At 71.0% G+C, this 26104-nt stretch carries 24 protein-coding genes and 1 pseudogene; 19 read left to right on the top strand and 6 right to left on the bottom strand.

What is annotated here, in order from left to right; all coding sequences use genetic code 11:
• Positions 1–68: 68 nt before the first annotated feature.
• Both BEK98_RS27125 and BEK98_RS27120 read left to right on the top strand, forming a co-directional pair.
• Complete coding sequence (locus BEK98_RS27125) at positions 69–917, top strand: sensor histidine kinase (protein WP_094219288.1); 849 nt, start codon at positions 69–71, stop codon at positions 915–917.
• On the top strand, positions 914–1597 hold the full coding sequence (locus BEK98_RS27120) for a response regulator (RefSeq protein ID WP_094219287.1): 684 nt from the start codon (positions 914–916) through the stop codon (positions 1595–1597). The genes BEK98_RS27125 and BEK98_RS27120 overlap by 4 nt, the downstream gene beginning before the upstream one ends.
• A 15-nt stretch (positions 1598–1612) precedes the next feature.
• On the opposite strand, the gene BEK98_RS27115 is transcribed toward BEK98_RS27120, so the two are convergent.
• From BEK98_RS27115 to BEK98_RS27100, 4 genes are read right to left on the bottom strand one after another with little or no spacing between them, the layout of a single operon-like run.
• Positions 1613–2647, bottom strand: coding sequence for a LacI family DNA-binding transcriptional regulator (locus tag BEK98_RS27115; RefSeq protein WP_094219286.1), 1035 nt, complete (start codon positions 2645–2647; stop codon positions 1613–1615).
• Positions 2644–3549, bottom strand: a complete 906-nt coding sequence (locus BEK98_RS27110; protein ID WP_094219285.1) for a carbohydrate ABC transporter permease — start codon at positions 3547–3549, stop codon at positions 2644–2646. Before BEK98_RS27110 ends, BEK98_RS27115 begins: the two co-directional genes overlap by 4 nt.
• A complete protein-coding gene (locus BEK98_RS27105) occupies positions 3546–4523 on the bottom strand; it encodes a carbohydrate ABC transporter permease (RefSeq protein ID WP_094219284.1) in 978 nt (325 codons plus the stop codon). The genes BEK98_RS27110 and BEK98_RS27105 overlap by 4 nt, the downstream gene beginning before the upstream one ends.
• Positions 4520–5836 carry an ABC transporter substrate-binding protein gene (locus BEK98_RS27100; protein WP_094219283.1) on the bottom strand — a complete coding sequence of 439 codons (1317 nt, stop codon included), beginning with the start codon at positions 5834–5836 and terminating at the stop codon, positions 4520–4522. Before BEK98_RS27100 ends, BEK98_RS27105 begins: the two co-directional genes overlap by 4 nt.
• 239 nt (positions 5837–6075) lie before the next feature.
• Here BEK98_RS27100 and BEK98_RS27095 point away from each other — a divergent pair, with 239 nt between their 5' ends.
• From BEK98_RS27095 to BEK98_RS50170, 14 genes and pseudogenes are all read left to right on the top strand, one after another.
• Positions 6076–8097, top strand: a complete 2022-nt coding sequence (locus BEK98_RS27095; protein ID WP_094219282.1) for a beta-galactosidase — start codon at positions 6076–6078, stop codon at positions 8095–8097.
• Positions 8098–8211: 114 nt separating this feature from the next.
• Positions 8212–9780, top strand: a complete 1569-nt coding sequence (locus BEK98_RS27090; RefSeq protein ID WP_094219445.1) for a glycoside hydrolase family 53 protein — start codon at positions 8212–8214, stop codon at positions 9778–9780.
• Positions 9781–9963: 183 nt separating this feature from the next.
• Positions 9964–10254 carry a helix-turn-helix domain-containing protein gene (locus tag BEK98_RS27085; RefSeq protein ID WP_094219281.1) on the top strand — a complete coding sequence of 97 codons (291 nt, stop codon included), beginning with the start codon at positions 9964–9966 and terminating at the stop codon, positions 10252–10254.
• A 92-nt stretch (positions 10255–10346) separates the two neighbouring features.
• Positions 10347–10808, top strand: a complete 462-nt coding sequence (gene crcB, locus BEK98_RS27080) for a fluoride efflux transporter CrcB (protein ID WP_094219280.1) — start codon at positions 10347–10349, stop codon at positions 10806–10808.
• Positions 10805–11185 carry a DUF190 domain-containing protein gene (locus BEK98_RS27075; protein ID WP_094219279.1) on the top strand — a complete coding sequence of 127 codons (381 nt, stop codon included), beginning with the start codon at positions 10805–10807 and terminating at the stop codon, positions 11183–11185. Before crcB (BEK98_RS27080) ends, BEK98_RS27075 begins: the two co-directional genes overlap by 4 nt.
• On the top strand, positions 11182–11556 hold the full coding sequence (gene crcB, locus BEK98_RS27070; protein WP_094219278.1) for a fluoride efflux transporter CrcB: 375 nt from the start codon (positions 11182–11184) through the stop codon (positions 11554–11556). Before BEK98_RS27075 ends, crcB (BEK98_RS27070) begins: the two co-directional genes overlap by 4 nt.
• A 75-nt stretch (positions 11557–11631) precedes the next feature.
• Positions 11632–12468: an undecaprenyl-diphosphate phosphatase gene (locus BEK98_RS27065; protein WP_094219277.1), complete on the top strand. Its 837-nt coding sequence runs from the start codon at positions 11632–11634 to the stop codon at positions 12466–12468.
• Between the two features lie 170 nt (positions 12469–12638).
• Positions 12639–13316, top strand: coding sequence for a FadR/GntR family transcriptional regulator (locus tag BEK98_RS27060; RefSeq protein ID WP_094219276.1), 678 nt, complete (start codon positions 12639–12641; stop codon positions 13314–13316).
• On the top strand, positions 13313–14755 hold the full coding sequence (locus BEK98_RS27055; protein ID WP_094219275.1) for an amino acid permease: 1443 nt from the start codon (positions 13313–13315) through the stop codon (positions 14753–14755). The genes BEK98_RS27060 and BEK98_RS27055 overlap by 4 nt, the downstream gene beginning before the upstream one ends.
• A 32-nt stretch (positions 14756–14787) precedes the next feature.
• Positions 14788–15804 (top strand): asparaginase, encoded by a 1017-nt coding sequence (locus BEK98_RS27050; RefSeq protein WP_094219444.1) that lies wholly within the window; start codon positions 14788–14790, stop codon positions 15802–15804.
• A 134-nt stretch (positions 15805–15938) separates the two neighbouring features.
• Complete coding sequence (aspA, locus tag BEK98_RS27045) at positions 15939–17348, top strand: aspartate ammonia-lyase (protein WP_094219274.1); 1410 nt, start codon at positions 15939–15941, stop codon at positions 17346–17348.
• A gap of 50 nt (positions 17349–17398) precedes the next feature.
• Complete coding sequence (locus BEK98_RS27040) at positions 17399–18337, top strand: glutaminase (RefSeq protein WP_094219273.1); 939 nt, start codon at positions 17399–17401, stop codon at positions 18335–18337.
• Positions 18338–18468: 131 nt separating this feature from the next.
• Positions 18469–19863, top strand: coding sequence for a polyprenol phosphomannose-dependent alpha 1,6 mannosyltransferase MptB (gene mptB / locus BEK98_RS27035; protein ID WP_094219272.1), 1395 nt, complete (start codon positions 18469–18471; stop codon positions 19861–19863).
• A pseudogene (locus BEK98_RS50170) lies at positions 19860–20696 on the top strand (glycosyltransferase family 87 protein); the annotation flags it as partial. The gene mptB and the pseudogene BEK98_RS50170, both read left to right, overlap by 4 nt.
• A 272-nt stretch (positions 20697–20968) precedes the next feature.
• Here BEK98_RS50170 and BEK98_RS27025 read toward each other — a convergent pair.
• Together BEK98_RS27025 and rho are read right to left on the bottom strand one after the other, a co-directional pair.
• On the bottom strand, positions 20969–22135 hold the full coding sequence (locus BEK98_RS27025; RefSeq protein WP_244202002.1) for a D-alanyl-D-alanine carboxypeptidase family protein: 1167 nt from the start codon (positions 22133–22135) through the stop codon (positions 20969–20971).
• 100 nt (positions 22136–22235) lie between these two features.
• A complete protein-coding gene (gene rho / locus BEK98_RS27020; protein WP_094219270.1) occupies positions 22236–23384 on the bottom strand; it encodes a transcription termination factor Rho in 1149 nt (382 codons plus the stop codon).
• A 391-nt stretch (positions 23385–23775) separates the two neighbouring features.
• Here rho and BEK98_RS27015 point away from each other — a divergent pair, with 391 nt between their 5' ends.
• From BEK98_RS27015 to BEK98_RS27005, 3 genes are all read left to right on the top strand, one after another.
• Positions 23776–24216, top strand: a complete 441-nt coding sequence (locus BEK98_RS27015) for an MFS transporter (RefSeq protein WP_244202001.1) — start codon at positions 23776–23778, stop codon at positions 24214–24216.
• Positions 24217–24486: 270 nt separating this feature from the next.
• Positions 24487–25371 carry a hypothetical protein gene (locus tag BEK98_RS27010; protein WP_244202000.1) on the top strand — a complete coding sequence of 295 codons (885 nt, stop codon included), beginning with the start codon at positions 24487–24489 and terminating at the stop codon, positions 25369–25371.
• Between the two features lie 45 nt (positions 25372–25416).
• Positions 25417–26085: a hypothetical protein gene (locus BEK98_RS27005; RefSeq protein WP_244201999.1), complete on the top strand. Its 669-nt coding sequence runs from the start codon at positions 25417–25419 to the stop codon at positions 26083–26085.
• Positions 26086–26104: the final 19 nt, after the last annotated feature.

Raw genomic sequence — 26104 nt, 5'->3', positions numbered from 1 at the left:
CCCACGGATGCAGGGCGCTGAATCCACAGGTCGATGCGGATGTCAGTGCCGTCTGGGAGAGTGAGGCCATGGGGGGACACGACGTGGTGGCGGCCGCGCTCGCGGTGGCGTGTACGGCCGTCGTGGCGCTGACGGTGGCGCTGGTGCGCACCCGGCGCCGGTGGCAGGCGGCCGTGGGGGAGCGGGGCTGGCTGCTGGAGCGGGAGCGGGAGAGCGCCGCCGAGGCCGCGATCGTGGCCGAACGCGACCGGATCGCCCGCGAGTTGCATGACATCGTCAGCCACAACGTCAGCCTCATGGTCGTCCAGGCGAGCGCCGCCCGCGAGGTCCTCGGCACCATGCCCGACGAGGCCGCGACCGCCCTGCGCGCCGTCGAGGACGCCGGGCGGGGCGCGATGACCGACCTCAGACACCTGCTGGGGCTGCTGGCGCCCGCGCAGAACGGCGAGGACACCGACCCGGGCCCGGCCCGCGCCGACGACCCCGGCACGCCGCTCGCCCCGCAGCCCGGCCTCGACCGGCTCGGCCACCTGGTGGACCGGATATCGTTCGCCGGCCTGCCGGTCGAGGTCCGCGTCTCGGGCGAGCCGCGCCCGCTGCCCCAGGGAGTCGACGTGACCGCCTACCGCATCATCCAGGAGGCCCTGACCAATGCGCTCCGGCACGGCGACGGCGGCAAGGCGGACGTGACCGTGCGCTACGCCGACCACGCCCTGCGCGTCGAGGTGCTCAACACCGGCCCCAGCGTGCTGACCGGCACCGCACCGGCCGCACCGAAACCGCACAGCGCGGGCACCGGGCGCGGTCTGCTCGGCCTGCGCGAGCGGGTCGCCGTCTACGGCGGTGACCTGGACGCCCGGCGCAGACTCGGCGGCGGCTATCGCGTCCGCGCCCGCATACCCCTGGACCGCCCGTGACGGCTCAGGCGCCCGAGCCGGCGCCCCGCGTCCTGATCGCCGACGACCAGACGCTCATCCGGACCGGCTTCCGGCTGATCCTCACCGCCCGGGGCATCGACGTGGTGGGCGAGGCCGCCGACGGTGCCGAGGCGGTCGCCGCCGCCCGTGAACTCCTGCCGGACGTCGTGCTGATGGACATCCGGATGCCGACCATGGACGGCCTGGAGGCCACCCGGCGCATCCTGGAGCAGACCCCCGGCTGCCGGGTGCTGATGCTGACCACCTTCGACCTGGACCGGTACGTGTACACGGCCCTGTCGCTCGGGGCCAGCGGCTTCCTGCTGAAGGACGTCACGCCGGAGCACCTGGCGGCGGCCGTACGACTTGTCGGCACCGGCGACGCCCTGCTGGCGCCGCAGATCACCCGGCGCCTGGTGGAGCGGTACGCGGCCGAGGCCGAGCGGACGGCCGAGGCCGTCCCCGCCGACCTGGCCGCCCTCACACCCCGCGAGCGTGAGGTGCTGACCCTGATGGGACGCGGCCTGTCCAACACCGAACTGGCCGCCGAGCTGACCCTCAGCGAGGCCACGGTCAAGTCCCATGTGGCCCGGATCTTCGCCAAGCTGGGTCTGCGCGACCGCGCCCAGGCGGTCGTCCTCGCCTATGAGACGGGGCTGGTCAGAGCGGGGTCGCGCTGACCAGCCCGGGCGTCCTCAGGTCGACTCGCGGCGTACGAACTCCGTCGGGAGGATCACCGCGGCCGGGTCCTCGCCGCCTATCTGGGCGAGCAGCACCCGCACCATCTCGGTGCTGATCCGGTCCCACGGCTGACGGATGGTGGTCAGCGCCGGGGTGACCGCGGTCGCCGCGGGGGAGTCGTCGAAACCGCCGACAGCGATGTCCTCCGGCACCCGCTTGCCCGCCCGCTGCAGCACCGCCAGCACGCCCTGCGCCATCAGGTCGGAGGCGACGAACACGGCGTCCATGTCCGGGGCCTGCGCCAGCAGCCGCTCCGCGCCCGCCTCGCCGCTGGCCCGGCTGTAGTCGCCGGAGACGATCAGCCGCTCGTCCACCTCGACGCCCGCCTCGGCGAGCACCTCCTTGTAGCCGGCGAGCCGCTCCACACCACCCGGGGTGTCCAGCGGACCGGTGACCACACCGATCCGGCGCCGGCCCAGCGACACCAGGTGCCGGACCATGTCCCGGGCGCCGTCACGGTCGTCGGCGGCCACGTAACTCACCTTCGAACCGAGGCCGATCGGCTTGCCGCAGGCGACCAGCGGCACGCCCGCCTCCCGCAGCTCCTCGGCGACCGGATCGCCGGAGTGGCTGGAGACCAGCAGCACCCCGTCGACGTGCCCGGCCGTGATGTACCGCGTTATGCGCCGCCGTTCGTCCTTCGTCCCCGCCAGCATCAGCAGCAGCGGGATGTCGTGCGCGGCCAGCGCCTGGGTGCAACCGCTCAGCAGCACATTGAAGTTGGGATCCTCGAAGAACCGCTCCTGCGGCTCGGTCAGCAGGAAGCCGACCGAGTCGGAGCGTCCGGTGATCAACGAGCGGGCGTGCCGGTTCACGACGTACCCGGTCCTGCGGATGGCGGCGTCGACCGCCTCCTGCGCGGCGGGGCTGACGTAGTGCCCGCCGTTGAGCACGCGCGAGACGGTGCCTCGTGAGACCCCTGCCTCGCGCGCCACGTCGTGGATCGTCGGCGGTTTGCGCCGGCCCCCCGAATTGCTGCTCATGGTCATGACTTTACGGCCCCGGAGAGGAGATCCAGGCTCCAGAACCGCTGGATGACCAGGAACAGCAGGATCAGCGGGAGGACCGCGAGGAACGCGCCCGTGATCACCAGCGTGTACAGCGCCGGAGTGTTGGAACCCTGCTCCAGCAGCGTGTACAGACCCAGGGTGAGCGGGAACCGCTCGTCGTCGCTGAGCATGATGTACGGCAGCAGGAAGTTGTTCCACACGGCCACGAACTGGAACAGGAACACCGTGACCATGCCGGGGATCATCATCGGCAGTGCGATCCGGGTGAAGATCCGCCACTCGCTCGCCCCGTCCATCCGCCCGGCCTCCACCACGTCGGCGGGGACGGCGGCGGCCGTGTAGATCCGCGACAGGTAGACGCCGTACGGGGAGAGGATCTGCGGCAGCAGCACGGACAGGTAGGAGTCCGTGAGGTTCGCCTTCGCCATCAGCAGGTACTGCGGGATGGCGAGGATCACCGGCGGCATCAGGACGCCCGCGAGCAGGACGTTGAACAGCGTCTCGCTGCCCCGGAAGCGGTAGGTCGCGAGCGCGTAGCCGCTGAACGCCGAGACGGCGGTCGACAGCAGGGCGCCGAGACCGGCGTACAGGGCGGAGTTGGCCATCCACTGCCAGTAGATGCCGTCGCGGTAGGCGTTGAGGTCCTTGATGTTGCCGGTGAAACCGGTGCCGGGCAGGAAGGTGAAGGTGGAGAACAGCTCGTGCCCGGACTTGGTGGACGCGATCACCACCCAGGCCACCGGCAGCAGGGTGTAGATCGCGCCGAGCAGCAGTGTGGCGGTCGGGATCAGCGCGATCCGGCGGCGCAGCGGCGGTCGCTGGGCGGTACCGGGCGTGGTGCCCGCCGCCGGCTCCGCCGTGCCGAGGGCAAGAGAACTCATCGTGCTTCCTCCTGCTTGTTACGACTGTTCGCGGCCCGCAGGAAGGCGAAGGACAGCACCAGGGTGGCCAGTGCGATCAGGGTCGCCTCGGCGGCTGCCGAGTAGATGTCGCCCCGGTGGAAGGCGTCCTGGTACACCTTCATCAGCGGGCTCCAGCTCGTGTTGAGGGAGTTGGTCAGCGGCTTGAGGGTGGTCGGCTCGTTGAACACCTGGAGCGTCGCGATGATCGAGAAGAAGAAGGTCAGCACCAGCGAGGGCGCCACCATCGGGATCTTGATCTTCAGCGCGATCTGCAGCGGGGTGGCGCCGTCCAGCTTCGCCGCCTCGTACACCTCGGCCGGGATGGACCGGAGCGAGGTGTAGATGACGATCATGTTGAAGCCGGTGCCGCCCCAGACCGCGATGTTCGATATGGCGAGGTACAGCGGACCGCCGTCCAGCAGGTTCGGCTGCGGCAGGTTCAGCTTGTCCAGCACGTAGTAGAACGGGCTGACGTCCGGCAGGTACAGGAAGCCCCACATCAGCGCGGCCACCACGCCGGGGATGGCGTACGGCAGGAAGATCGCGAGCCGGGTGAAGGGGGCCAGGCGCACCCTCTCGGTGTCGAGCATCAGCGCGAACAGCAGCGCGAGGCCGAGCATCACCGGGACGACGATGCAGCCGTAGCCGAGCACGCGCAGGGCGCCATGGAGCAGTTCGCTGTCGTGGAAGGCCTCGGTGTAGTTGCCGAAGCCGGCCCAGACCTCCTTGCGGGCGCCCGCGCCCAGGCCGAGCCCGGAGACGTGCGCCTTGCGGAAGCTGAGCCAGACCGCGTAGCCGATGGGCAGCGCGAAGAACAGGAGGAACAGGACGGACGCGGGGAGGAGGAAAATATAGGGCGCGCTTCGCGCTCGTTTGAGGGTGGTGGTGGGAGACGGGTGGGCGTACGGGGCCCCCTTGACCCCGTACGACTTCCGGCTTGCGGTGCTGGTCACTGAGAAACCCCGAAGCCCTGCTTCTTCATGTCGGCGACCGTGGCGTCCTGCATCTTGTCCAGGGCGGCGCCGAAGTCCGACTTGCTCTTGGCGGCGGCGCCGAACGCGTCGTTGAAGGTCGCGTAGGCGACGTTCACGTTCGGGCCCCATGCGGACGGCGCGGTGGTCTTCGCGATGTCGGCGGCCTTGGTGTAGAAGTCCGGCTGGTTGGAGAAGTACGCCGGCGGGTTGGAGAAGGCGCCGCTGAGCTGGGCGGAGGTGGAGGCCGGGTAGATGCCGCCCTCCTTCGCCAGCGCGTTCAGGGCGTCACCGTCGGTGTTCAGCCAGGCCGCGAACTTGGCGGCGGCGGCCTGGTGCGGGGAGTCGGTGGTGACGGCGGTGGAGGAGCCGCCCCAGCTGCCGGTGACGTCCTGGTCGAGCGACCACTGGGGGAGCGGGGCCATGGCCCACTTGCCCTTGGTGTCCGGCGCGGCCGTGGTCAGCGTGCCCGGTGCCCACACGGCGCTGACCCAGGCGATCTCCTTGCCCGTGTTGAGCGCCTTGTTCCAGGCCGGCTGGTACATCGGCTGGTTGTCGATGACACCTTCCTTGACCAGCCCGCCCCAGAACTTGGCAACCTTCTGGGTGGCCGCGTCGTTGATGGCGACCTTCCACTTGTCGCCGGAGGTGGTCCACCACTTGGCGCCGGCCTGCTGGGCGAGACCGGCGAAGAGGCCGGAGTCGTTGGCGGAGAAGGTGGTCAGGGCCTTGTCCGGCGCCTTCTTCTTCAGCGCGCGGGCGGTCTCGGCGAACTGCTCCCAGGTGGTGGGGACCTTCAGGCCGTACTTCTTGAACAGGTCCTCGCGGTAGTAGAACATCATCGGGCCGATGTCCTGCGGCACCGCGTAGACCGCGTCCGTGCCCAGCGTGGTCTGCTGCCAGACGCCGTCGGCGAACTTGCTCTTCGAGTCGCCGACCTCCTTGGATATGTCGGCCAGCGCGTCGTTGCTGACCAGCGTCGGCAGCGCCTGGTACTCGGCCTGCACCAGGTCGGGCGCCTTCTTCGCCTTGTGCGCGGTGAGGATCTTGGTGACCAGCGTGTCGCCGGACGCCTGCTTCTTCACCGTGACGGTGATCTTGTCCTTCTTGCCCGGCCCCTTGTTCCACAGGTCGACGACCTTGTCCATGCCGGGTGTCCAGGTCCAGTACGTCAGTGAAACCGGGCCGGATTCGGCCTTGCTGTCGTCCCCGGAGCCGCAGGCGGTGAGGGCGGTGGCGCCGAGCGCGACGGCGACGGCGGATGTCACGAGGCGGCGGCGCTTCGTGTGCGGCATGGATCTCTCCCCTGACCTGGGTCCCCGCCCGCTGCGGGGACCTGCCATGCAGATGTGTGCACGTTCACATGACCCGGGTGCTCGCTCGCGGAGAGCCCCTGCCATGCTTCTGTGAGCGTTCACAGTAGAGAAACATCCCGGACACTTGTCAATGGTTGTTGCTGTGCGGTTATGTTGGGCTCGCACCGCCGATCCTGTGTGTGCACGTTCCCAAATGATCGATTTCACGGGAGAGATCCATGCCGGAGACCAGCCCCAGGGGCCTCACCAGGCTCGCCTTCGGTGGGGATTACAACCCCGAGCAGTGGCCGGAAAACGTCTGGCAGGAGGACGTGCGGCTGATGCGCGAGGCCGGCGTCACGATGGTGAGCGTCGGGATCTTCTCCTGGGCCCTGCTGGAGCCCTCACCCGGGGTGTACGACTTCGGCTGGCTGGACCGGGTCATCGGCCTGCTGCACGACAACGGCATCCGCGTCGACCTCGGCACCCCCACCGTGGTGCCGCCCGCCTGGTTCTACCGGGAGCACCCCGAGGCGCTGCCGGTGACCGCGGAGGGCGTGCGCTACGAGTTCGGCTCGCGGGGCGCGATCTGCCACAGCAACGCCGATTACCGCGCCGCCGCGGCGAACATCACCACGAAGCTCGCCGAGCGCTACGGCGACCACCCCGGGCTCGCGCTGTGGCACGTGCACAACGAGTACGGCGTCCCCGTCTCGGCCTGCTACTGCGACTCCTGCGCCGCCCACTTCCGCCGCTGGCTGGCGGACACCTACGGGACCGTCGAGGGCGTCAACGAGGCCTGGGGCACCGCCTTCTGGGGCCAGCGCTACTCGGGCTTCGAGCAGATCAACCCGCCGCGCGCCACGCCGACCGTCGGCAACCCGGGCCAGGCGCTGGACTACAAGCGGTTCGCCGACGCCACCATCCGCGAGAACTTCCGCGCCGAGCGGGACATCCTGCACCGGCTCTCGCCGGGCGTCCCGGTGACGACCAACTTCATGACCGCGCTCAGCCAGTGCGACTCCATGGACTACTGGGCCTGGGGCCGCGAGGTCGACCTCGTCACCAACGACCACTACCTGATCACCGACGGCCGCCGCACCCACGTCAACCTCGCCATGGCGGCGGACATCACCCGCTCCGTGGCCGGCGGCACCCCCTGGCTGCTGCTCGAACACTCCACCTCGGGCGTCAACTGGCAGCCCCGCAACCCCGCCAAGGCCCCCGGTGAGATGGCCCGCAACTCCCTCGCTCATGTGGCCCGCGGCTCCGACGGCGCGATGTTCTTCCAGTGGCGCCAGTCCCGGCGCGGCGCCGAGAAGTTCCACTCGGCGATGCTCCCGCACGGCGGCACCGACACGCGCGTGTGGCGCGAGGTGGTCGAACTCGGCGCGTCCATCGACTCGTTGAGCACCGTCCGGGGCACCCGCACCCAGGCCGACGTGGCCATGCTGTGGGACTGGCAGTCCTGGTGGGCGCAGAACCTGGCCTGGCGGCCCAGCGAGGACCACGACCCGCGCGAGCGTGCCGACTCCTTCTACGAGGCCCTCTACGACCGCCACCTCACCGTCGACTTCGCGCACCCGGAAGCCGACTTGTCGAGGTATCCCCTTGTCGTCGTACCGGCTCTGTACCTGATGACGGAGGCGGCCGGGAACAACGTCCGGGAGTACGTCGAGAACGGCGGCACGCTCGTGGTGTCGTACTTCTCCGGCATCGTCGACGAGCACGACGCCGTGCACGAGGGCGCCTACCCGGGCGCGCTGCGCGACGTCCTCGGCCTGAGTGTGGAGGAGTTCTCGCCGCTGCTGCGGGACGAGCGGGTGCGCCTGACCGGTCCCGACGGCTCCGAGCTGACCGGGGACGTGTGGACGGAGTTCGTGGTGCCGCGCGGCGCCGACACCGTGTGGACGTACGCCGACGGGCTCGCCGCCGGCCGCCCGGGGGTCACCCGGCACCGGCTCGGCGAGGGCACCGCCTGGTACGTCTCCACCCGCCTCGACGCCCACGGCCTGGACGCGCTGATCGGCTGGGCCGCCGACGACGCGCGGATCGCCCCGCGCGCCGACCTGCCCCGCGACGTCGAGGTCGTGCGCCGCGGCGGTGAGTCGGGGACCTATCTCTTCGCGATCAACCACACCACCGGCGACGCCAAGGTGCCGCTGGACACGCCCGGCACCGAGTTGCTGACGGGCGAGCGCGCCGCGGGCCGCCTGGCGGTCCCGGCGGGGGCCGTGCGGGTCGTACGACTCGACGGCTGAGCAGGCTCCCCTCCGTCCGTGTGTGCCACGAGAGCCGCGGGCGGAGGGGTTCTCCTCCGGCTCCCACCGGAGGACACCCCCAACCCAGTTACGTCGAAGGGACGACGGACGATGATGTTCCATCCCAGACGCACCATCAGGGCCCTGTTGCTGCCGCTCGCGGCCGGGCTCGCTCTCACCGCCCTGCCCGCCCAGAGTGCCCAGGCCGCGAGCACCCTGACCAACGGCGGCTTCGAGTCCGACGGCACCGGCACCGCGACCCCGGCCGGCTGGTCGACGTACTCGGCGGCCGGCCAGAACTCCGCCTCCTTCACCGAGGCCGGGGGCCACGGCGGCAGCTACCGCCTGACCCACTACTCGTCCTCCGCCTACAAGGTGGAGACGTACCAGTACCTGTCGGGGCTGACCAACGGCAACTACACGCTGACCGCGTGGGTCCGCTCCAGCGGTGGACAGAACTCGGCCTACATAGCGCTCAAGAACTGCGGGAGCACCGAGCAGCGCACGGATCTGCCGATCTCGTCGAGTGGGTGGATCCGTATCGTCACGCCGATCAACGTGACCAACAGTCAGTGCACCATCAGCATCAACAGTGACGCGAACGCGGGCAACTGGATCAATGTTGACGACCTGACCTTCACGTCCGGCACCACCGGTACATCCATCCATGGTGCCGACATCTCCTCCCTCGCCAAGAGCGAGGCCAAGGGCGGGGTGTACAAGACCAGCTCCGGCACCACCGGTGACGCCGTCACCATCCTGAAGAACGCCGGCATGAACTACGCGCGGCTGAAGGTCTGGGTGAACCCGGCCGACGGCTTCAACGACAAGGCCCACGTCCTGGCCGTGGCCAAGCGCGTCAAGGCGGCCGGCATGAAGCTGCTGGTCGACTTCCACTACTCCGACACCTGGGCCGACCCGGGAGCCCAGAGCAAGCCGGCCGCCTGGGCGGGCCACTCGTACAGCCAGCTCAAGACGGACGTGTACAACCACACGTACGACGTGTTGAACGCGTTGAAGGCCCAGGGCACGACCGCCGACATGGTCCAGGTGGGCAACGAGATCAACGGCGGCATGCTGTGGAACGAGGGATCGACGAGCAACTGGTCTCAGCTCGCGGGGTTGCTCAACTCGGGCTACGACGCCGTCAAGGCGGTCAACTCGTCCACGGTCGTGGCGCTGCACCTGGCCAAGGGCGGTGACAAGGCCGGAACCGAGTCGTGGTTCGACAACGCGGTCGCCAACGGTGTGAAGTTCGACGCGATCGGCCTGTCGTACTACGGCTACTGGCACGGCCCGCTCTCCGACTTCCAGACCACTCTGGACGACGCGGCCTCCCGCTACGGCAAGCCGGTGTTCGTCGCCGAGACGGCCTACCCCTTCCGGCTGGACAGCGACGACTCGCTGGTCAACCAGATCGACACCACCGGCGAGCTGGTCTCCGGCTACCCGGCGACCGTGGCCGGACAGACCAAGTGGATGAACGACGTGGCGAGCATCGTGGAGGCCGTCCCGAACGGCCGTGGCCTCGGCGTCTTCTACTGGGAGGCGACCTGGACCGCGGTCACCGGCAACGGCTGGGACCCGACCGACGCCACCTCCGGCAACGGCTGGGAGAACCAGGCCCTGTTCGGCTTCGACGACAAGGCGCTGTCCTCCATGTCGTGGTTCAGCCACCGCTGAACCACCCCTGACGGGGGCCCGGCCGTAAGGGGACGGCCGGGCCCCTTCTCGTTTCCCTGAACGGGTCCGGCGGGAACGGCCGTTCGATACCGGACAACGGCGGCGGAGTCCCGTACGGGACGGCTTCGGCTGCGCAAGAGTGGGAACACAGCGCACGAGGAGGCCGGGACGGAGGCGAGACGGATGATGAGGAACCCCTCGGGCGGCATGCGGCAGGACATACTGGAGTGGCTCAAGGATCCGGCGGCCCACTTCCCGGCAGAGCGCCACCACGGGGACCTCGCCGAGACCGGTGTCACCGCGCGGGCGGTGGCCGCCAAGCTCGGCGTCCCCCGGCGGACCGCCGCCGCCCACCTCGACCTCCTCAGCCGCCTCGGCCTGCTGCGCACCCGCCGGATCCGCTGCCGCACCCGCTACCGGCGCGACGAGATCCGCATCGCCGAGGTGGCCAGGCTGTTCGAGAAGGGCTGGTGAGACCGCGCTCCGTCGGCCGTGTGCCACGGCGGTACCCTGGTGCCCGGCCGTGATCACCCATCGGGGCGGGCCCGAACAGGAGACGTACGAGCATGACAGCCCCGGAAACCGAGAGTCTGCGGGCCCGCCCCGCGCCCGCGCGGCGGTCCGAGTGGCGCACCCAGGCGCCCCTTGTGGCGGTAGTGGCAGTCGGCGGCGCCCTCGGGGCGACGGCCCGCTACGCGCTCACGCTGGCCTGGCCCACGCCCCCGGGCGGCTTCCCCTGGGCGACCTTCTGGACCAATGTCATCGGCTGCGCCGTGATCGGCGTGTTCATGGTGCTGATCACCGACGTGTGGGCCGCCCACCGCCTCGTGCGCCCCTTCTTCGGCACCGGCGTGCTCGGCGGATTCACCACGTTCTCCACCTACGCCGTCGACATCCGCAGACTGGTCGACACCGGCCACCCCCGCACCGGGCTGGCCTATCTCGCCGCGACCCTGGTCGCGGCCCTCGCGGCGGTGTGGCTGGCCTCGGTCGCCGCCCGCCTGGTGCTCACCCGGAGGCAGCCATGACCTCACTCACCGGCCGGGCCCTCAAGCTGACCGTCTACATCGGCGAGGACGACACCTGGCACCACAAGCCCCTCTACTCCGAGATCGTGCACCGCGCCCACGCCGTCGGGCTGGCCGGCGCCAGCGTCTTCCGGGGCATCGAGGGGTTCGGCGCCTCCTCCCGTATCCACACCACCCGGCTGCTGTCCCTGAGCGAGGACCTGCCCGTGGCGATCGTCGTGGTGGACACCGAGGAGCGGGTGCGGGCCTTCCTGCCGCAGCTGGACGAGCTGGTCGCCGAAGGTCTCGTGACCCTGGAGGAGTGCGAGGTCATCCGGTACGTGGGGCGTGGGTCAGGTCCTGACGGAGCGGAACCGAAGGGTAAGAAGTCGTTGTGAACTGGCTGCTGGTCGTCGTGGGGGCCATGGTCGGCGCACCCCTGCGCTATCTCACCGACCGGGCCGTCCAGGCCAGGCACGACTCGCTCTTCCCCTGGGGCACCTTCGTGGTGAACGTCACCGGCAGCCTGATCCTGGGCCTGCTCACCGGCGCCGTGTCCGCCGGAGCCGCAGGTCCGCACCTGCAGCTGCTGATCGGCACCGGTCTGTGCGGGGCCCTGACGACCTACTCGACCTTCTCCTACGAGACCCTGCGGCTGACCGAGGCCGGTGCGGGGCTCTACGCTGCCGCCAATGCCGTCGCCAGCGTGGCGGCGGGTCTTGCGGCCGCCTTCGCCGGGGTGTCCCTCGCGGACGCCCTGTGGGCCTAGGCACTTGGCGTACCGTCGGGCACAGTCGGTACTGTCTACAGCACTGTCGACCAACTATCCTCAGAACTGGATCCCATGAGCGCCATCTCCGTCGGTCAGGCCGTCGTCCTCGGAGTAGTCGAGGGGGTGACCGAGTTCCTCCCCGTGTCCTCCACCGGCCACCTCAAGATCACCGAGGGGCTCATGAACATCCCCGTCGACGACAAGTCCGTCGTCGGTTTCTCCGCCGTCATCCAGGTCGGCGCCATCGCCGCCGTGCTCGTGTACTTCTTCAAGGACATCAAGCGGATCGTCTCCGCCTGGTTCCGGGGTCTGACCAAACCCGAGGAGCGTTACCACCACGACTACAAGTTCGCCTGGTGGGTGATCGCCGCGACCATCCCGATCGTCCTGGTGGGCCTGGCCGCCAAGCCGCTGATCGAAGGCCCGCTCGCCTCGCTCTGGGTGGTCGCCGGCTCGCTGATCGGCGGCTCCGTCGTGATGTGGTGCGCGGACCAGATGGGGCGGCACAAGCGCGGTGAGGACGACACCTCCTTCAAGGACGCGATGCTGGTCGGCTGCTCCCAGATCCTCGCCCTGCTCTTCCCCGGCTTCTCCCGCTCCGGCGCCACCATGTCCACCGCGCTCATCCTCGACCTGGACCGCGTGGCCGCCACCCGCCTCTCCTTCTTCCTCGGCATCCCGGCCCTGACCGGCGCCGGCATCTACGAGCTGAAGGACGCCCTCGGCGCGGGCGTCGGCGCCGCCCCGCTGGCCGTCGGCACGATCGTGTCCTTCGTGGTCGCCTACGCCTCCATCGCCTGGCTGCTGAAGTTCGTCGCCAAGCACTCCTTCAACGCCTTCGTGATCTACCGCATCGTCATCGGCGCCGGGCTCATCGGCCTGCTCGCCAGCGGCACGATCAGCAGCTGAGCGATCCTCCCACCACCCACGGGGTGCGGATGCCTGCATTCAGGCGCCGCACCCCGTGAATGTTTCCTTACGCGATGCCTTGACAGTTCCCTTCGGCAACCCGCAGGATCGCTCTCGTGAACCTGTCAGACAGCCAGACAGGTGGCCCGGTCCCGCGGCGCGTCAGCGCCATGGAAGCCGTCCTCGGCCACCTCCGCGGCGCCATCGAACGCGGCGAGTACGCCATCGGCGACAAGCTCCCCTCCGAGGCCGAGCTGTGCCGCACCCTCGAGGTGTCCCGGCCCGTGCTCCGCGAGGCGCTGCGCGCCCTGCAGACGATGGGCCTGACGGTCTCCCGGACCGGCAAGGGCACCTTCGTCGTCGCGAACGCCGTCGAGGACCCCACGTTCGGCGACTACGCGGCCAGCGACCTGCTCGAGGTGCGCCGCCACATCGAGATCCCGGTCGCCGGGTACGCGGCCCTGCGCCGCACCCCGGAGAACCTGGACCACATGGCCCATCTCCTGGACCGCATGGAGCGGGAGACGGACACCACCGCGTGGGTCGCGATGGACAGCCTCTTCCACCTCGCCGTGGCCGAGGCCGCCCAGAACCCGGTGTTCCGCCGGGTCATCGAGGAGATCCGTGACGCACTGGCGCGTCAGTCGGCCTTCCTCAACGAGCTGGGCGGGCGCCGCGAGCAGTCCAACCGCGAGCACCGGGCGATCGTCGAGGCGCTGATCGACGGTTCCGAGCACGACGCCGTCGAGGCCATGAGCCATCACCTCGACCGCGTCGAGACGACCCTCACCGACATCGTGCGCCCCGGGCGCACGGACCTCCCCACGGAAGGCGGACCCGAGGCGTGAGCGAGCAGCACCTCAAAGACGAGACGCGCCCCTCGTCCACCCATGTAGACGCCGGAGACGCGGGCTACAGCAAGAGCCTGAAGCACCGGCACGTCAACATGATCGCGATCGGCGGTGCCATCGGCACCGGCCTCTTCCTCGGCGCGGGCGGCCGGCTCGCCGACGCCGGACCCTCCCTTTTCGTCGCGTACGCCGTCTGCGGCGTCTTCGCCTTCCTCGTCGTGCGCGCGCTCGGCGAACTCGTGCTGTACCGCCCGTCCTCCGGCGCCTTCGTGTCGTACGCCCGGGAGTTCCTGGGCGAGAAGGGCGCCTACACCGCGGGCTGGATGTACTTCCTCAACTGGGCGACCACCGGTATCGCCGACATCACGGCGGTGGCCACCTACACCCACTACTGGGGCATGTTCTCCGACATCCCGCAGTGGGTGATCGCGCTCATAGCCCTGGCCGTGGTCCTCACCGTGAACCTGATCTCGGTGAAGATCTTCGGCGAACTGGAGTTCTGGTTCGCGATCGTGAAGGTCAGCGCGCTGGTGGTCTTCATGTGCATCGGCATCTTCCTGCTGGTCACCCAGCACCCCGTGGACGGCGGCACCCCCGGCCCGTCCCTGATCACCGACAACGGCGGCGTCTTCCCGAACGGCCTGCTGCCCATGCTGCTGATCATCCAGGGCGTCGTCTTCGCCTACGCCTCCGTCGAACTGGTCGGCGTCGCCGCCGGTGAGACCGAGAACCCCGAGAAGATCATGCCGAAGGCGATCAACTCGATCATGTGGCGCGTGGGCCTGTTCTACGTCGGCTCGGTCGTCCTGCTCTCGATGCTCCTGCCCTGGAACAAGTACACCGCCGGCGAGAGCCCCTTCGTGACCGTCCTGTCCCACATCGGTGTCCCGGCGGCGGGCGACGTGATGAACCTGGTCGTGCTCACCGCGGCCATGTCCTCGCTCAACTCCGGCCTGTACTCCACCGGCCGCATCCTGCGCTCCATGGCGGTGAGCGGCTCGGCCCCGAAGTTCACCGCGAAGATGAGCCGCAGCCAGGTCCCGTACGGCGGAATCCTGCTCACCAGCGGTATCTGTGTCCTCGGCGTCGGCCTGAACTACGTCGTCCCGGCGGATGCCTTCGAGATCGTCCTGAACTTCGCGGCGATCGGCATCCTCGCCACCTGGGGCATGATCATGCTCTGTCACCTGCTCTTCTGGCAGAAGACCCAGAAGGGCGAACTGGCCCGGCCCTCCTACCGGCTGCCGGGTTCCCCCTGGACCGAACTCGTGACGCTGGCGTTCCTCGCCTCCGTGCTGGTCCTCATGTACGCCGACGGCGGCGCCGGACGCACCACAGTGCTGTGCCTGCCGCTGATCGTCGCAGCGCTGGTCGCGGGCTGGTACGCCATCCGCGGTCGCACAGCGCGCAAGTCCACCACCGGAGCCGATGCGTGACCCACGCGGCGCTCCCTGACAAGCAGGTAGTGATGTACAGCAGTTCCCCTGCGGACCCACCCCTCGTCCGCGAACCCCTCCACGCCCCCGTCGCCCACCTCATCCGCGGCGGGGTCGTCGAGGGCATCCACTACGGCTCCGTCGTCGTCCTCGGCTCCGACGGCCAGGTCCAGTTCCAGCTCGGCGACATCGAGGCCGCGTTCTACCCGCGCTCGGCCCTCAAGCCCGTCCAGGCCGTGGCCATGCTGCGGGCCGGGCTGCCGCTCGACGGCGACCTGCTCTCGCTGGCCGCCGCGAGCCACTCCGGCGAGGAGCGCCACCTCGCCGGCACCCGGCGGATCCTCGAACTCGCCGGCCTCGCCGAGGACGACCTGCGCAACGTGCCCGACATGCCGTACGACCCGGCCGTCCGGGACACCTGGGTCCGCGAGGGCCGGCTGCCCTCCCGCCTCGCCCAGAACTGCTCCGGCAAGCACGCGGCGATGCTGTGGACCGCCAAGCTCAACGGGTGGTCCCTGGAGGACTACCTGGACCCGGCGCACCCGCTCCAGCAGGCCATCGCCGAGATCGTCGAGGACCTGACCGGGCAGCGGGTGGCCCAGGTGACGGTGGACGGCTGCGGCGCGCCGCTGTTCTCCGTCTCCCTGCACGGCCTCGCCCGCGCCGTCGCCCGCATCACCACCGCGGCTCCGGGCACGCCCGAGGCCCGAGTGGCCGACGCGATGCGCTCGCACGCCGAGATGGCCTCCGGCCGGGGGCGTGATGTGGCCGCGTTGATGCGGGCCGTGCCTGGGCTGCTCGCCAAGGATGGCTTCGAGGGCGTTCAGGTGGCGGCGCTGCCTGATGGCCGAGCCGTCGCAGTGAAGATCGCCGACGGGGCGAATCGGGCGCGGATCCCTGTTGCCGCGGCGGCGCTCGCGCGCGCGGGCGTCGACCCCGGGCTGCTGACCGAATTCGCCGGAGAGGCACTGCTGGGCGGCGGGGAGCCGGTGGGCTGCGTGCGACCGGTACGTGCGCTGGACCCGGTGCCGTTCACCGCCTGCGCGTAGCGCTTCGCCCGATGCCGTTGGGGGACTGCCGGTCGTCGCCGGTCTGCGGGCCGTTCGTGGTTGATCGCGCAGTTCCCCGCGCCCCTATCGGGGCGCTGTCACCTCCGTACCTCAGAAAGAGGACCCCAACCCTCATGACCGCCGCCACCCGAAGCGAACACGATCTGCTCGGCGACCGCGACGTCCCCGCCGACGCGTACTGGGGTGTTCACACCCTGCGCGCGACGGAGAACTTCCCCATCACCGGCACTCCGATCTCCGCCTACCCGCACCTGATCGACGCCCTCGCCGCCGTCAAGGAGGCCGCCGCCCTCGCCAACGAGGAGCTGGGTCTGCTGGCGCCCGAGAAGGCGGCCGCGATCGTCGCCGCCTGCCGGGAGATACGCGACGGCAAGCTGCACGACCAGTTCGTCGTGGACGTCATTCAGGGCGGGGCGGGCACGTCCACGAACATGAACGCCAACGAGGTCGTGGCGAACCGCGCGCTGGAACTGCTGGGGCACGCGAAGGGGCAGTACCAGTACCTGCACCCCAACGAGGACGTCAACCTCGGGCAGTCGACGAACGACGTCTACCCGACGGCCGTGAAGATCGCGACCGTCTTCGCCGTGCGCGGGCTGCTCAAGGCGATGGCCGTGCTCCAGGACGCGTTCGGCCGCAAGGCCGTCGAGTTCCGTGACGTGCTGAAGATGGGGCGCACCCAGCTGCAGGACGCGGTGCCGATGACCCTCGGCCAGGAGTTCTCGACGTTCGCCGTGATGCTGGACGAGGACCGCAGCCGTCTCGCCGAGGCCGTCGAGTTGATCCATGAGATCAACCTGGGCGCCACGGCCATCGGCACCGGTCTCAACGCTCCCGCCGGATACGCCGAGGCCGCCCGCCGGCACCTCGCCGACATCACCCGGCTGCCCCTGGTCACCGCGGCCAACCTGGTCGAGGCCACCCAGGACTGCGGCGCCTTCGTCCAGATGTCCGGTGTGCTCAAGCGGATCGCGGTCAAGCTCTCCAAGAGCTGCAACGACCTGCGCCTGCTCTCCTCCGGTCCGCGCGCGGGCCTGGGCGAGATCAACCTGCCGCCCGTGCAGGCCGGTTCGTCGATCATGCCGGGCAAGGTCAACCCGGTGATCCCCGAGGTCGTCAACCAGGTCGCCTTCGAGGTGATCGGCAACGACGTCGCCATCACCATGGCGGCGGAGGCCGGACAGCTCCAGCTCAACGCCTTCGAGCCGATCATCCTGCACTCCCTGTCGGAGAGCATCACGCACCTGCAGCGCGCCTGCCTCACCCTGGCCGAGCGCTGCGTGGACGGCATCACCGCCAACACCGAGGTGCTGCGCGCGACGGTCGAGAACTCCATCGGCCTGGTCACCGCGCTCAACCCGCACATCGGGTACACCGCCGCCACCGACATCGCCAAGGAGGCCCTCGCCACCGGCCGGGGTGTGGCCGAACTCGTGCTGGAGAAGGGCCTGTTGCCGGCCGAGCGGCTGGCCGACCTGCTGCGCCCCGAGATCGTCGCGGGCAGCGGGGCACCTGCCGCCTGACCTGCGGTGACGTCCTCGCGACTACGCACCTGGACCGGCCGGGAGGCACAATGGTGATCATGACAACGACGTCGTCCCTCACCTTCCTGCCGGTCCTGGAGCGCATCGCCGAGGAGATAGGGCGCACGCCCGGCCGCGGGCGTCCCGCCGACTACATCCCGGCCCTCGCGGCCCGCGATCCGCGCAGCTTCGGCATGGCGGTCGCCGAGCTGGACGGCACGGTGTACGGGGTGGGGGAGTGGCGGCAGCCGTTCTCCACGCAGTCCATCACCAAGGTCTTCACGCTCGCCCTGGAACTGGCCCGCGAGGGCGACGAACTCTGGGAGCACGTGGGCCGCGAGCCCTCCGGCAACCCGTTCAACTCCCTGGTGCAGCTGGAGTACGAGAACGGCATTCCGCGGAATCCTTTCATCAACGCGGGCGCGCTCGTCGTCACCGACCGCCTCCAGACCCGTACCGGAGACGCGGCCGACACCCTGCTCGCCTTCCTACGCGCCGAGAGCGGCAACCCGGATCTGGACTTCGACCGGCAGATCGCCGCCTCCGAGACCGCGCACGGCGACCGGAACGCGGCGCTGGCGCACTTCATGAAGTCGTACGGCAACATCGAGAACGCCGTGCCGACCCTGCTCTTCGAGTACTTCCGCCAGTGCTCGATCGCCGCCTCCTGCGCGGATCTGGCCCTCGCCACCACCTTCCTGGCCCGCCACGGCATCTGCGCCGACGGCACCCGGCTCCTCACCCGCAGCCAGGCCAAGCAGATCAACGCGATCATGCTGACCTGCGGGACGTACGACGCGGCCGGGGACTTCGCCTACCGCGTCGGCCTGCCCGGCAAGAGCGGCGTCGGCGGCGGCATCATCGCGGTCGTCCCGGGCCGCTGCACGCTGTGTGTGTGGAGCCCGGGCCTGGACGAGCGCGGCAACTCGGTGGCGGGCGTGGCGGCCCTCGACCGGTTCACGACGCTGACCGGACTGTCCGTGTTCTGAGGGTTCGGCCGCCCCCAGCGCACCGTACTGAGCAGCACTTCTCACGCTCCCGTCACATGCAGGCCGCCCGTTGGTGAGTGGAGCGTCTCCTTCCGGCCACCCCGCGTTGACACGCTGAACCAGTGTTGGCCATGGCTTTCCCCTTCGATCTCCGCCGCTGCCAGGTGCTGGGCCTGGCCGGTACCGCCATCCTCGCGTTGGGCGGTGAGACGGCCGGTGCCCTGCCCGTTCAGGACCTCTTCGCCCCGGCCTCCGCGCAGGCCGCGCTCGGGCTGGTCGGGGTCTACTTCGGCGTCGTCCTGCTGATAGCGGCCTGGGTGCTCCTCGGCCGGCTGGTGCGCGGTCCGCAGCCGCCCACCCAGCGGGCCCTGCTGGTGGTCCTGGCCGTCTGGGCGGCCCCGCTGCTGCTGGCGCCCCCGCTGTTCAGCCGGGACGTCTACAGCTACCTCGCCCAGGGCGCCATGGTCGACGCCCACATGGACGTGTACGCCCAGGGCCCCGCCCAGCTCGGCGGGCCGCTGGCCGACGAGGTTGCCCCGGTGTGGCAGCACACGGCCGCCCCGTACGGCCCCGCCTTCCTGTGGCTGGCCTCCGCGCTGTCCAGCCTGACCCGCGGCGAACTGCCCGCGGGCCTGCTCGGCATGCGCCTGGTCGCCCTGCTCGGCGTCGCCCTCATGGCGGCGGCGCTGCCCCGGCTGGCCCGGCACAGCGGCGCCGACCCGGCCGCCGCGCTGTGGCTCGGCGCCCTCAACCCGCTGGTCCTGCTGCACCTGGTCGCGGGCGCCCACAACGACGCGCTCATGCTCGGGCTGCTGGGGCTCGGCCTGGTCGCCGCCCGCGGCCGGTGGCCCGTCCTCGGGGCGGTGCTCGTCACGCTGGCCGCCCTGGTCAAGGCGCCCGCCGCGCTGGGCCTGCTCGCGGTGGTGGTCCTGCAGATCCGCACCCGCCGCACCCCGCTGTGGGCCGCCGTGACGACGGCGGCCGCGGCGGCGGCGACCACGGTCGCCGCGACCGCCGTGGCCGGCACGGGATACGGCTGGATCCGCGCCCTGGACACGCCCGTCTCGCCGCACAACTGGGCGCTCACCAGCCTGCTGGGCCGCGCCACCGGAGCCCTGCTCGACCGCCTCGGCAGCGACCTGGCCCCGCTCGCCGTGCCGGTCTGGCATCTGCTCGGCCTCGCGGCCACCGCCGGAGCCATAGTGCTGATATGGCTCCGGCTGCGCCTGCGACCGGTGTACGCCCTCGGCCTGAGCCTGCTCGCGGTGGCCGTCTTCGGCCCGGCGATCCGCCCCTGGTACGTGCTGTGGGGCCTGTTCCTCATCGCGGCCGCCGCGCCCAGCACCTCGGTACGGCACCGGGTGGCCGCCCTGGCCGGTGTTCTGGCCCTCGCCGTGCTGCCCAGCGGCGGCCCGGCGGACCTCGGCCAGCTGGTCCTCGCCGTCTCGGGCGGGCTGCTCGGCGTGGTCGTCCTGTGGCAGGCACACCAGGCGGCCCAGGCTCCGGTGACGGGACATACGGCATGACGGCGCCGACGCTGCCGCGCACGGACCGGGGCCGTGCGCTGCTCGTGCTGGTCCTGGCCGCCGCGGTGACCGTGTTCACGGCGACCGTGCCGCTGCTGCGGGACTTCTTCGACCTGCGGGTCTACTACGGCGCGGTGCACACCTGGGTGCACCACGGCGGCCGGATCTACGACTACCGGGTGCCGGGGACGGCGTACGGCTTCACGTATCCGCCGTTCGCCGCGCTCGTCATGCTGCCGCTGGCCCCGATGGGACGGCACACCGCGATCGTGGCCTCCCTGCTGGTGAACCTGGCCGCGCTGGCGGTGGTCCTGCGGATCCTGGCCGGGCCCGGCTGGCGGCGGCACGGCTGGTACCGCTGGTCGCTGGCCCTGTGTGCGCTCGCCCTGTTCGAGCCGCTGCGGGACACCTTCAGCTTCGGCCAGGTGAACCTGGTCCTGCTGGCCCTGGTCCTGGGCGACTCCTGGCTGCTGTCGACCGGACGGGGCCGCTGGGCGGGCGTCGGGATCGGGCTCGCCGCCGCCGTGAAGCTCACGCCCGCCCTGTTCATCGGCCTGCTGCTGCTCGCCCGGCGGTGGCGGGCGGCCGGGGTGGCCACGGCCGTGGCCCTCGCGGCGACCGGGCTGGCCGCCTGGGCGGACCCCCGTGCGTCCCGTTTCTACTGGACCGAGGCGCTGTGGGACACCGGCCGGGTCGGCCGCCTCGACTACGTCTCCAACCAGTCGCTGCAGGGCGTCCTGGCCCGGCTCGGCGAGCCGGACCGCGCGCTCTGGGCCGCGGTGGTCCTGCTGGTGCTGTGCGGATGGGCGTGGCGGGCCGGCCGGGCGGTGGCGGCCGGCGACTGGACGGCGGCCTTCGCCCTCACCGGTGCCGCGGCCTGCCTGGTCAGCCCGATCACCTGGGTGCACCACCTGGTATGGCTGCTGCCGTCGTTCGCGGTGCTGGCGCGCGCGGGGCACCCGCGGCCGGCGGGCGCCCTGTACGCGGTCCTGTGCACCAGCGTGGTGTGGCTCTGGTTCGACGACTCCTCCGGCATCGACGGCTTCCTCGGCAGCAACATCTACACCTGGATCACGCTCGGCCTGCTGCTCGCCCTGCCCACCGGTCAGCCGCGGTCGGACCGGCCGCCCTTGGCCCGCAGCCCCAGCCACACCGCCCCCGCGCCGAGCCCGGCGAGACCCGCGACGGCGGCGGGTGACCAGTCCGAGTCGTCGTCCGGCACCGGCGAGGTGGCCGCCGCGACCGGGGTCGCCGCCGATCTCGACCCGGTGCGCAGCCCGTCCAGCGAGCCCACCGGATCCACCTGACCGGCCGCCGCGAACCCCCAGTCGAGCAGGGCGCGGGCCTCCTCGTACACGGCGAGGCCACCGCCCTCCTGAGGGTTCATCACCGTCACCACGAGGGTGTGCCCGCCCCGGCGGGCCGCGGCGACGAGGGTGTTGCCCGCGTTGCTGGTGTAGCCGTTCTTGATGCCGATCAGCCCCGGGTAGCGCGCCACCCCGTCCTCGCCGGTCAGCAGGCGGTTGGTGTTCTCGATCGCGTACGGAACTCCCTCGCCGGGGAACAGAGCTTCGGCGGTGGAGCAGTACCGGGCGAAGTCGGGGTTGCGCAGCCCCTCCCGGCCGAAGACCGCCAGGTCGAACGCCGAGGAGACCTGGCCGGGGGTGTCGTAGCCGTCGGGGGAGACGACATGGGTGTCCAGGGCGCCGAGGGTGCGGGCCTTGGCCTGCATCCGGGTGGCCGTGGCACGCCAGCCGCCGCCCAGGGAGGCGAGCACGTGCACGGCGTCGTTGCCCGAGCTGAGGAAGACCCCGCGCCACAGGTCGGACACCCGGTAGCTGTGCCCCTCCTCGACACCGACCAGGCTGCTGCCCTCGCCGACGTCCGCCAGCTCCTCGTACCGGACGGTGTGCTGCATCGTGGCGGGCAGTCTCGGCAGCACGGTGAGGGCGAACAGGGTCTTCAGGGTGCTGGCGGGCGGCAGCCTGCGGTGTGCGTCGCCCGCGGCCAGCACCTCGCCGCTGCCCGCGTCGGCGACCAGCCAGGACAGCGCGGAGACGTCCGGCAGCTCGGGCGCGCCGCGGTGCGGTCTGACCTGGGTGCCGGAGCGGTGGAGCAGGGACGGTTTCGGCACCGCGGCGCGCGGCCCGGGCGGTGCGGGATCCCCCGCACGGTGTGCGGTGGCGGCGGCGGCCGGCGCGAGGGCCAGCACGCCCGCGACGCACAGGGCGCAGGCCGACGACACCGCCCGACAAGAGAATCCGGTGATCATATGATCAACGTAGGAAGTGGAGGGAAATCGGGCGCGCTGCCAGGGCCGGACGGTCCACGGGAGCACCCGGATGCCGCACTCCGGGACCACCCGGCGGCGCTCAGCCCGTCGGCAGGGTCGGCTGGACGCGGCGCAGGAACGTGGCGTTGTCGGGGGTGTCCCGCATCCGCTCCAGCAGGGTCTCCAGGGTGGCCGGTCCGCCCTCCCGGGAGCGCAGGGCCCGGCGCAGGCCCCGAGTGGCCGTCAACTCGGCCGGGGTGAGCAGGAGTTCCTCGCGGCGGGTGCCCGTGGGGTCGATGTCCACGGCCGGGAAGAGACGGCGGGCGGCGGCTTCCCGGTCGAGCCGCAGCTCCATGTTGCCCGTGCTCTTCAGCTCCTCGAAGAAGTAGCCGTCGGCACGGGAGCCGGTGTCCACCAGGACCGTGGCGAGGATGGTGAGCGAACCGCCCTCCTCGGCCTGGCGGGCGGCGCCGAAGAACCGCTTGGGGCCGAGCAGCGCGCCCGCGTCGACACCGCCGCTCAGGGTGCGTCCGCCGGCGGCGGAGGCGTTGTTGTGGGCCCGGCACAGCCGGGTCAGGGAGTCCAGCAGGATGACGACGTCCTCGCCGTCCTCGACGAGCCGCTTGGCCCGCTCGACGACCAGCTCCGCGAGGGCGATGTGCTCCTTGGGCGTCCGGTCGAAGGTGGAGGCGTACACCTCGCCGCGCACCGAGCGGCGCATCTCGGTGACCTCCTCGGGACGCTCGTCCAGCAGGAGGACCATCAGCCGGCACTCGGGATGGTTGCCGGCGACGGCGGCGGCCAGCTGCTGCAGCAGCACGGTCTTGCCGCTCTTGGGCGGGGCCACGATCAGCCCGCGCTGGCCCTTGCCGACCGGTGCGAACAGGTCGGTGACCCGTCCGGCGAGACCGGCCGCCGGGTGTTCCAGACGGATCCGCTCGTGGGGGTGGAGCGGGGTGAGGTCCCGGAAGTGGCGGCGGCCCCGGAGTTCGCCCGGGGCGCGCCCGTTGACCTGGGTGACCTCGGTGAGCGCGCGCTGCGCCCCGCGGACGCCCTCGACGAGGTCGCCCTTGCGCAGGCCGTGCCTGCGGATCAGCGCGGCGGGGACCTGCGGATCGGCGGGGGAGGGCAGGCAGTGCACGGCCCGCAGCTGCCCCTTCCCGTGCGCGTCGACGTCGAGGACACCGGTGACGAGCCGGGCGGCCGGGGCCTGCTGCTCTACGTGAGGGGGTTCGAGTGTGGTGGTCATGGGTGGTCCTTTCACGGACGGAAGACATGAGGAAGGGGGAGAGGGCCGCGAGACGGGAGGGCGTACGTGCCTCCGGGCGGCGGAAACGACACCTCGGCCGAGGTGGTGCTGGGGCTCCGAGGTGGTGCTGAGAAGCTGACGCGCCCGAGTCGGAGAACGAGGGTCGGATCAGCGCGGAGAGAAGAAACTGGCACCGGCGCCCACAAGGGGGCGTACACAAGTGCTGAGTGCACGGTACCACTCGATGGCGCGGTACCGCTGCGATGTGCTCAACACGTCGATGGCGTGAGCTATTCCCGCCGGTGCGGGCCCCGGCAACGCCCGGCTGCAGGCGCGCGGTGCCCCTCCCTACGCTGCCACCACCGCACTCGGGCGGTAAGGGGCAAGGGACTTGGCAACCATGGGTCGACTGGCCGGGAAAATCGCCTTCCTCAGCGGGGCGGGAGCGGGAACAGGCCGCGCCGTCGCCGCGCTGCCCGTCACCACCACCTCCCTCACGGCCTTCCTCGGTCCGGTGCTGCTGCTCGGCATCGGCTTCATCTGCGTGGTCTCCTCGCTGACCTCGGCCGCCGTGAACGCCGTACCGATCGAGATGACCGGCATGGCCAGCGGTGCCACCAGCCTGGTCCGCGAGTTCGGGCAGGGCCTCGGGCCCGCCGTGATCAGCATCATCGCGATGAGCGCCGCCTCCTCCGCGCCGGCGGGCAGACTGAGCGGCGCCGACAAGGGCATGGAGGCCGCGGCCGGACCCCTCGCCGTGGTCAACGCCGGCAGCGACGGGGCCCGGGCGGCCGCACAGTCCGCACTCGGCCCCGGCAGGCCCTGGGCGTGATGAGCTGCGGCTGCGCCTCGCTGCTCGGCGCGCTGGTCACCCTGCTGCTGGTCCGCAAGAACACCGCCCGGACGGCGGTGAACGCCGCGGTGCGGACGGCGTCCGTCTGGCCGACGGAAGACGGCCGGGGCTCCTGGGTCCCGGCCCTCCTGTGCGACGCGGGAGTCCGGTCCGTACCCGTGTGTCACCGGCTCGCACCAGATGTCCCCAGACCATAACGATCCCGGACGTCAGGGGACTTGACCGGCCACTGTGCACTATCTTCACGACATGTCCACGCCACCGCAGCCCCCACAGTCGGCCGACCAGCCCGCGCCGCAGCCCGGACAACCCGCGCCACAGCAGGGGGTCCCGCCGCAGCCGACGGCCTACCCTTACCCGAACCCGCAGTCTCCCCCGCCGGGGAACTTCTATGCGCAGCCCACGCTGGTCGGACAGCCGGCCCCGCCCCAGGCAGGGGTGCCGGGGAACCCTTACGCACAGCCGCCCCAGTACGGCCCGGTACCCGCACCGGCGTCCGGTGGCGGCGGTGGTGCCGGGCGGGCCGTGCTGTGGCTCGCCGTCGGCGCGGTCATCGCCTCCGCCGCGTGGGCGGCCGGGGTGTTCCTGATCGGCGGCGCGGGGGACAGCGCGGACCTGCGTGGCTACTCGGCACCCTCCAACATGTGCTCGGGCGCGGACTACTCGTCCTTCAAGGACGAGTACCCCGAGAACGACTCCTCCGCGACGCACAACTCCCTCAAGGACAAGGCGCTGGACGAGAGTTACTGCAGCCTGAGCCTGAAGAAGACCGGCTCCAGCTACGCGGACGCCTACCTCTCCATGCAGGTGGACCTGCACCGCAAGACCGATCCCGGGCCGGAGTTCACCGCCACTTGGAAGAACTACGGGGACAGCCACACCGGTTACGACGTCAGCCCCGTCAAGGGTATCGGCGACGAGGCCTACCTGGTCAGCCAGGACACCACCAGCGGCTCCACGAGCGGCTCCCGCTACGCGACTCTCGCCGTACGCGACGGCTGGGTGACGTACACGATGAGCTACAGCGCCTACCTCAGCTCGTACGACCAGGACAAGAACCCGCCCGCGCTCGCCGACGTGTCCGACTGGCTGAAGACGGACACCAGGTCCACGCTGGAGCAGCTCAAGGACTGACCCTGACACCGCGTCCAGCGCGTCGGTGATCGCCTTGACGCCGCCGTGCGCCGCGTACCCGCCGTCGACCGTGCCCGCGCGGCCCACGCCGAGTTGAGCGCCGTTCCGGTGCGGAGCACGGTGGTGAACTCCGGGCACTTCGGCTGCATGTTCTTCGGCGCCGGCACGCTCACCCTGGACGGCGGCACGGTGATCAACTCCGAACGGGCCACCTTCCTCATGATGAACACCGGCGTCTACACCGAGCCGACCGACGACCCGGTGAAGGACGCGAGGTTCGACGTCACCGCCGTCCACGACACCGACGGCGCCGCCACCTTCGGCTCGATCGCGCTGAAGGGCGACTTCTACAACGGCGTGCGCAAGGGCAGGAACATGGTCCTCACCTTCGAGGACGCCACCGTCGAGGGAGTCATCTCGGCGACGCGGGCCAGGCACCGGGTGTCCAGCATCGACGCGTCCACCTTCTACGAGCTGGGCATCGTGACCAACACCGCGCAGGCCGCCGTGAACAACGGCGCGATCGTACGGCTGGACAGTGGCTCGACGTGGACGGTCACCGGCACCTCCCACCTGACCCGGCTCGCCCTCGCCGCCGACGCGACGGTACGGGCCCCGCGCGGCAGGTCCGTGACGATGGCCGTCGACGGCGCGCCGACGGCCATCACGCCCGGCGCGACCTACACCGGAGCCGTCACGCTGACGGTGGCCTGAACCGTCCGGGGCGGTGCCG

Origin of the sequence: Streptomyces diastatochromogenes, from assembly GCF_002242805.1 — a bacterium.
GTDB lineage: Bacteria > Actinomycetota > Actinomycetes > Streptomycetales > Streptomycetaceae > Streptomyces > Streptomyces diastatochromogenes.
This window is presented reverse-complemented; position numbering and strand designations above follow the sequence as displayed.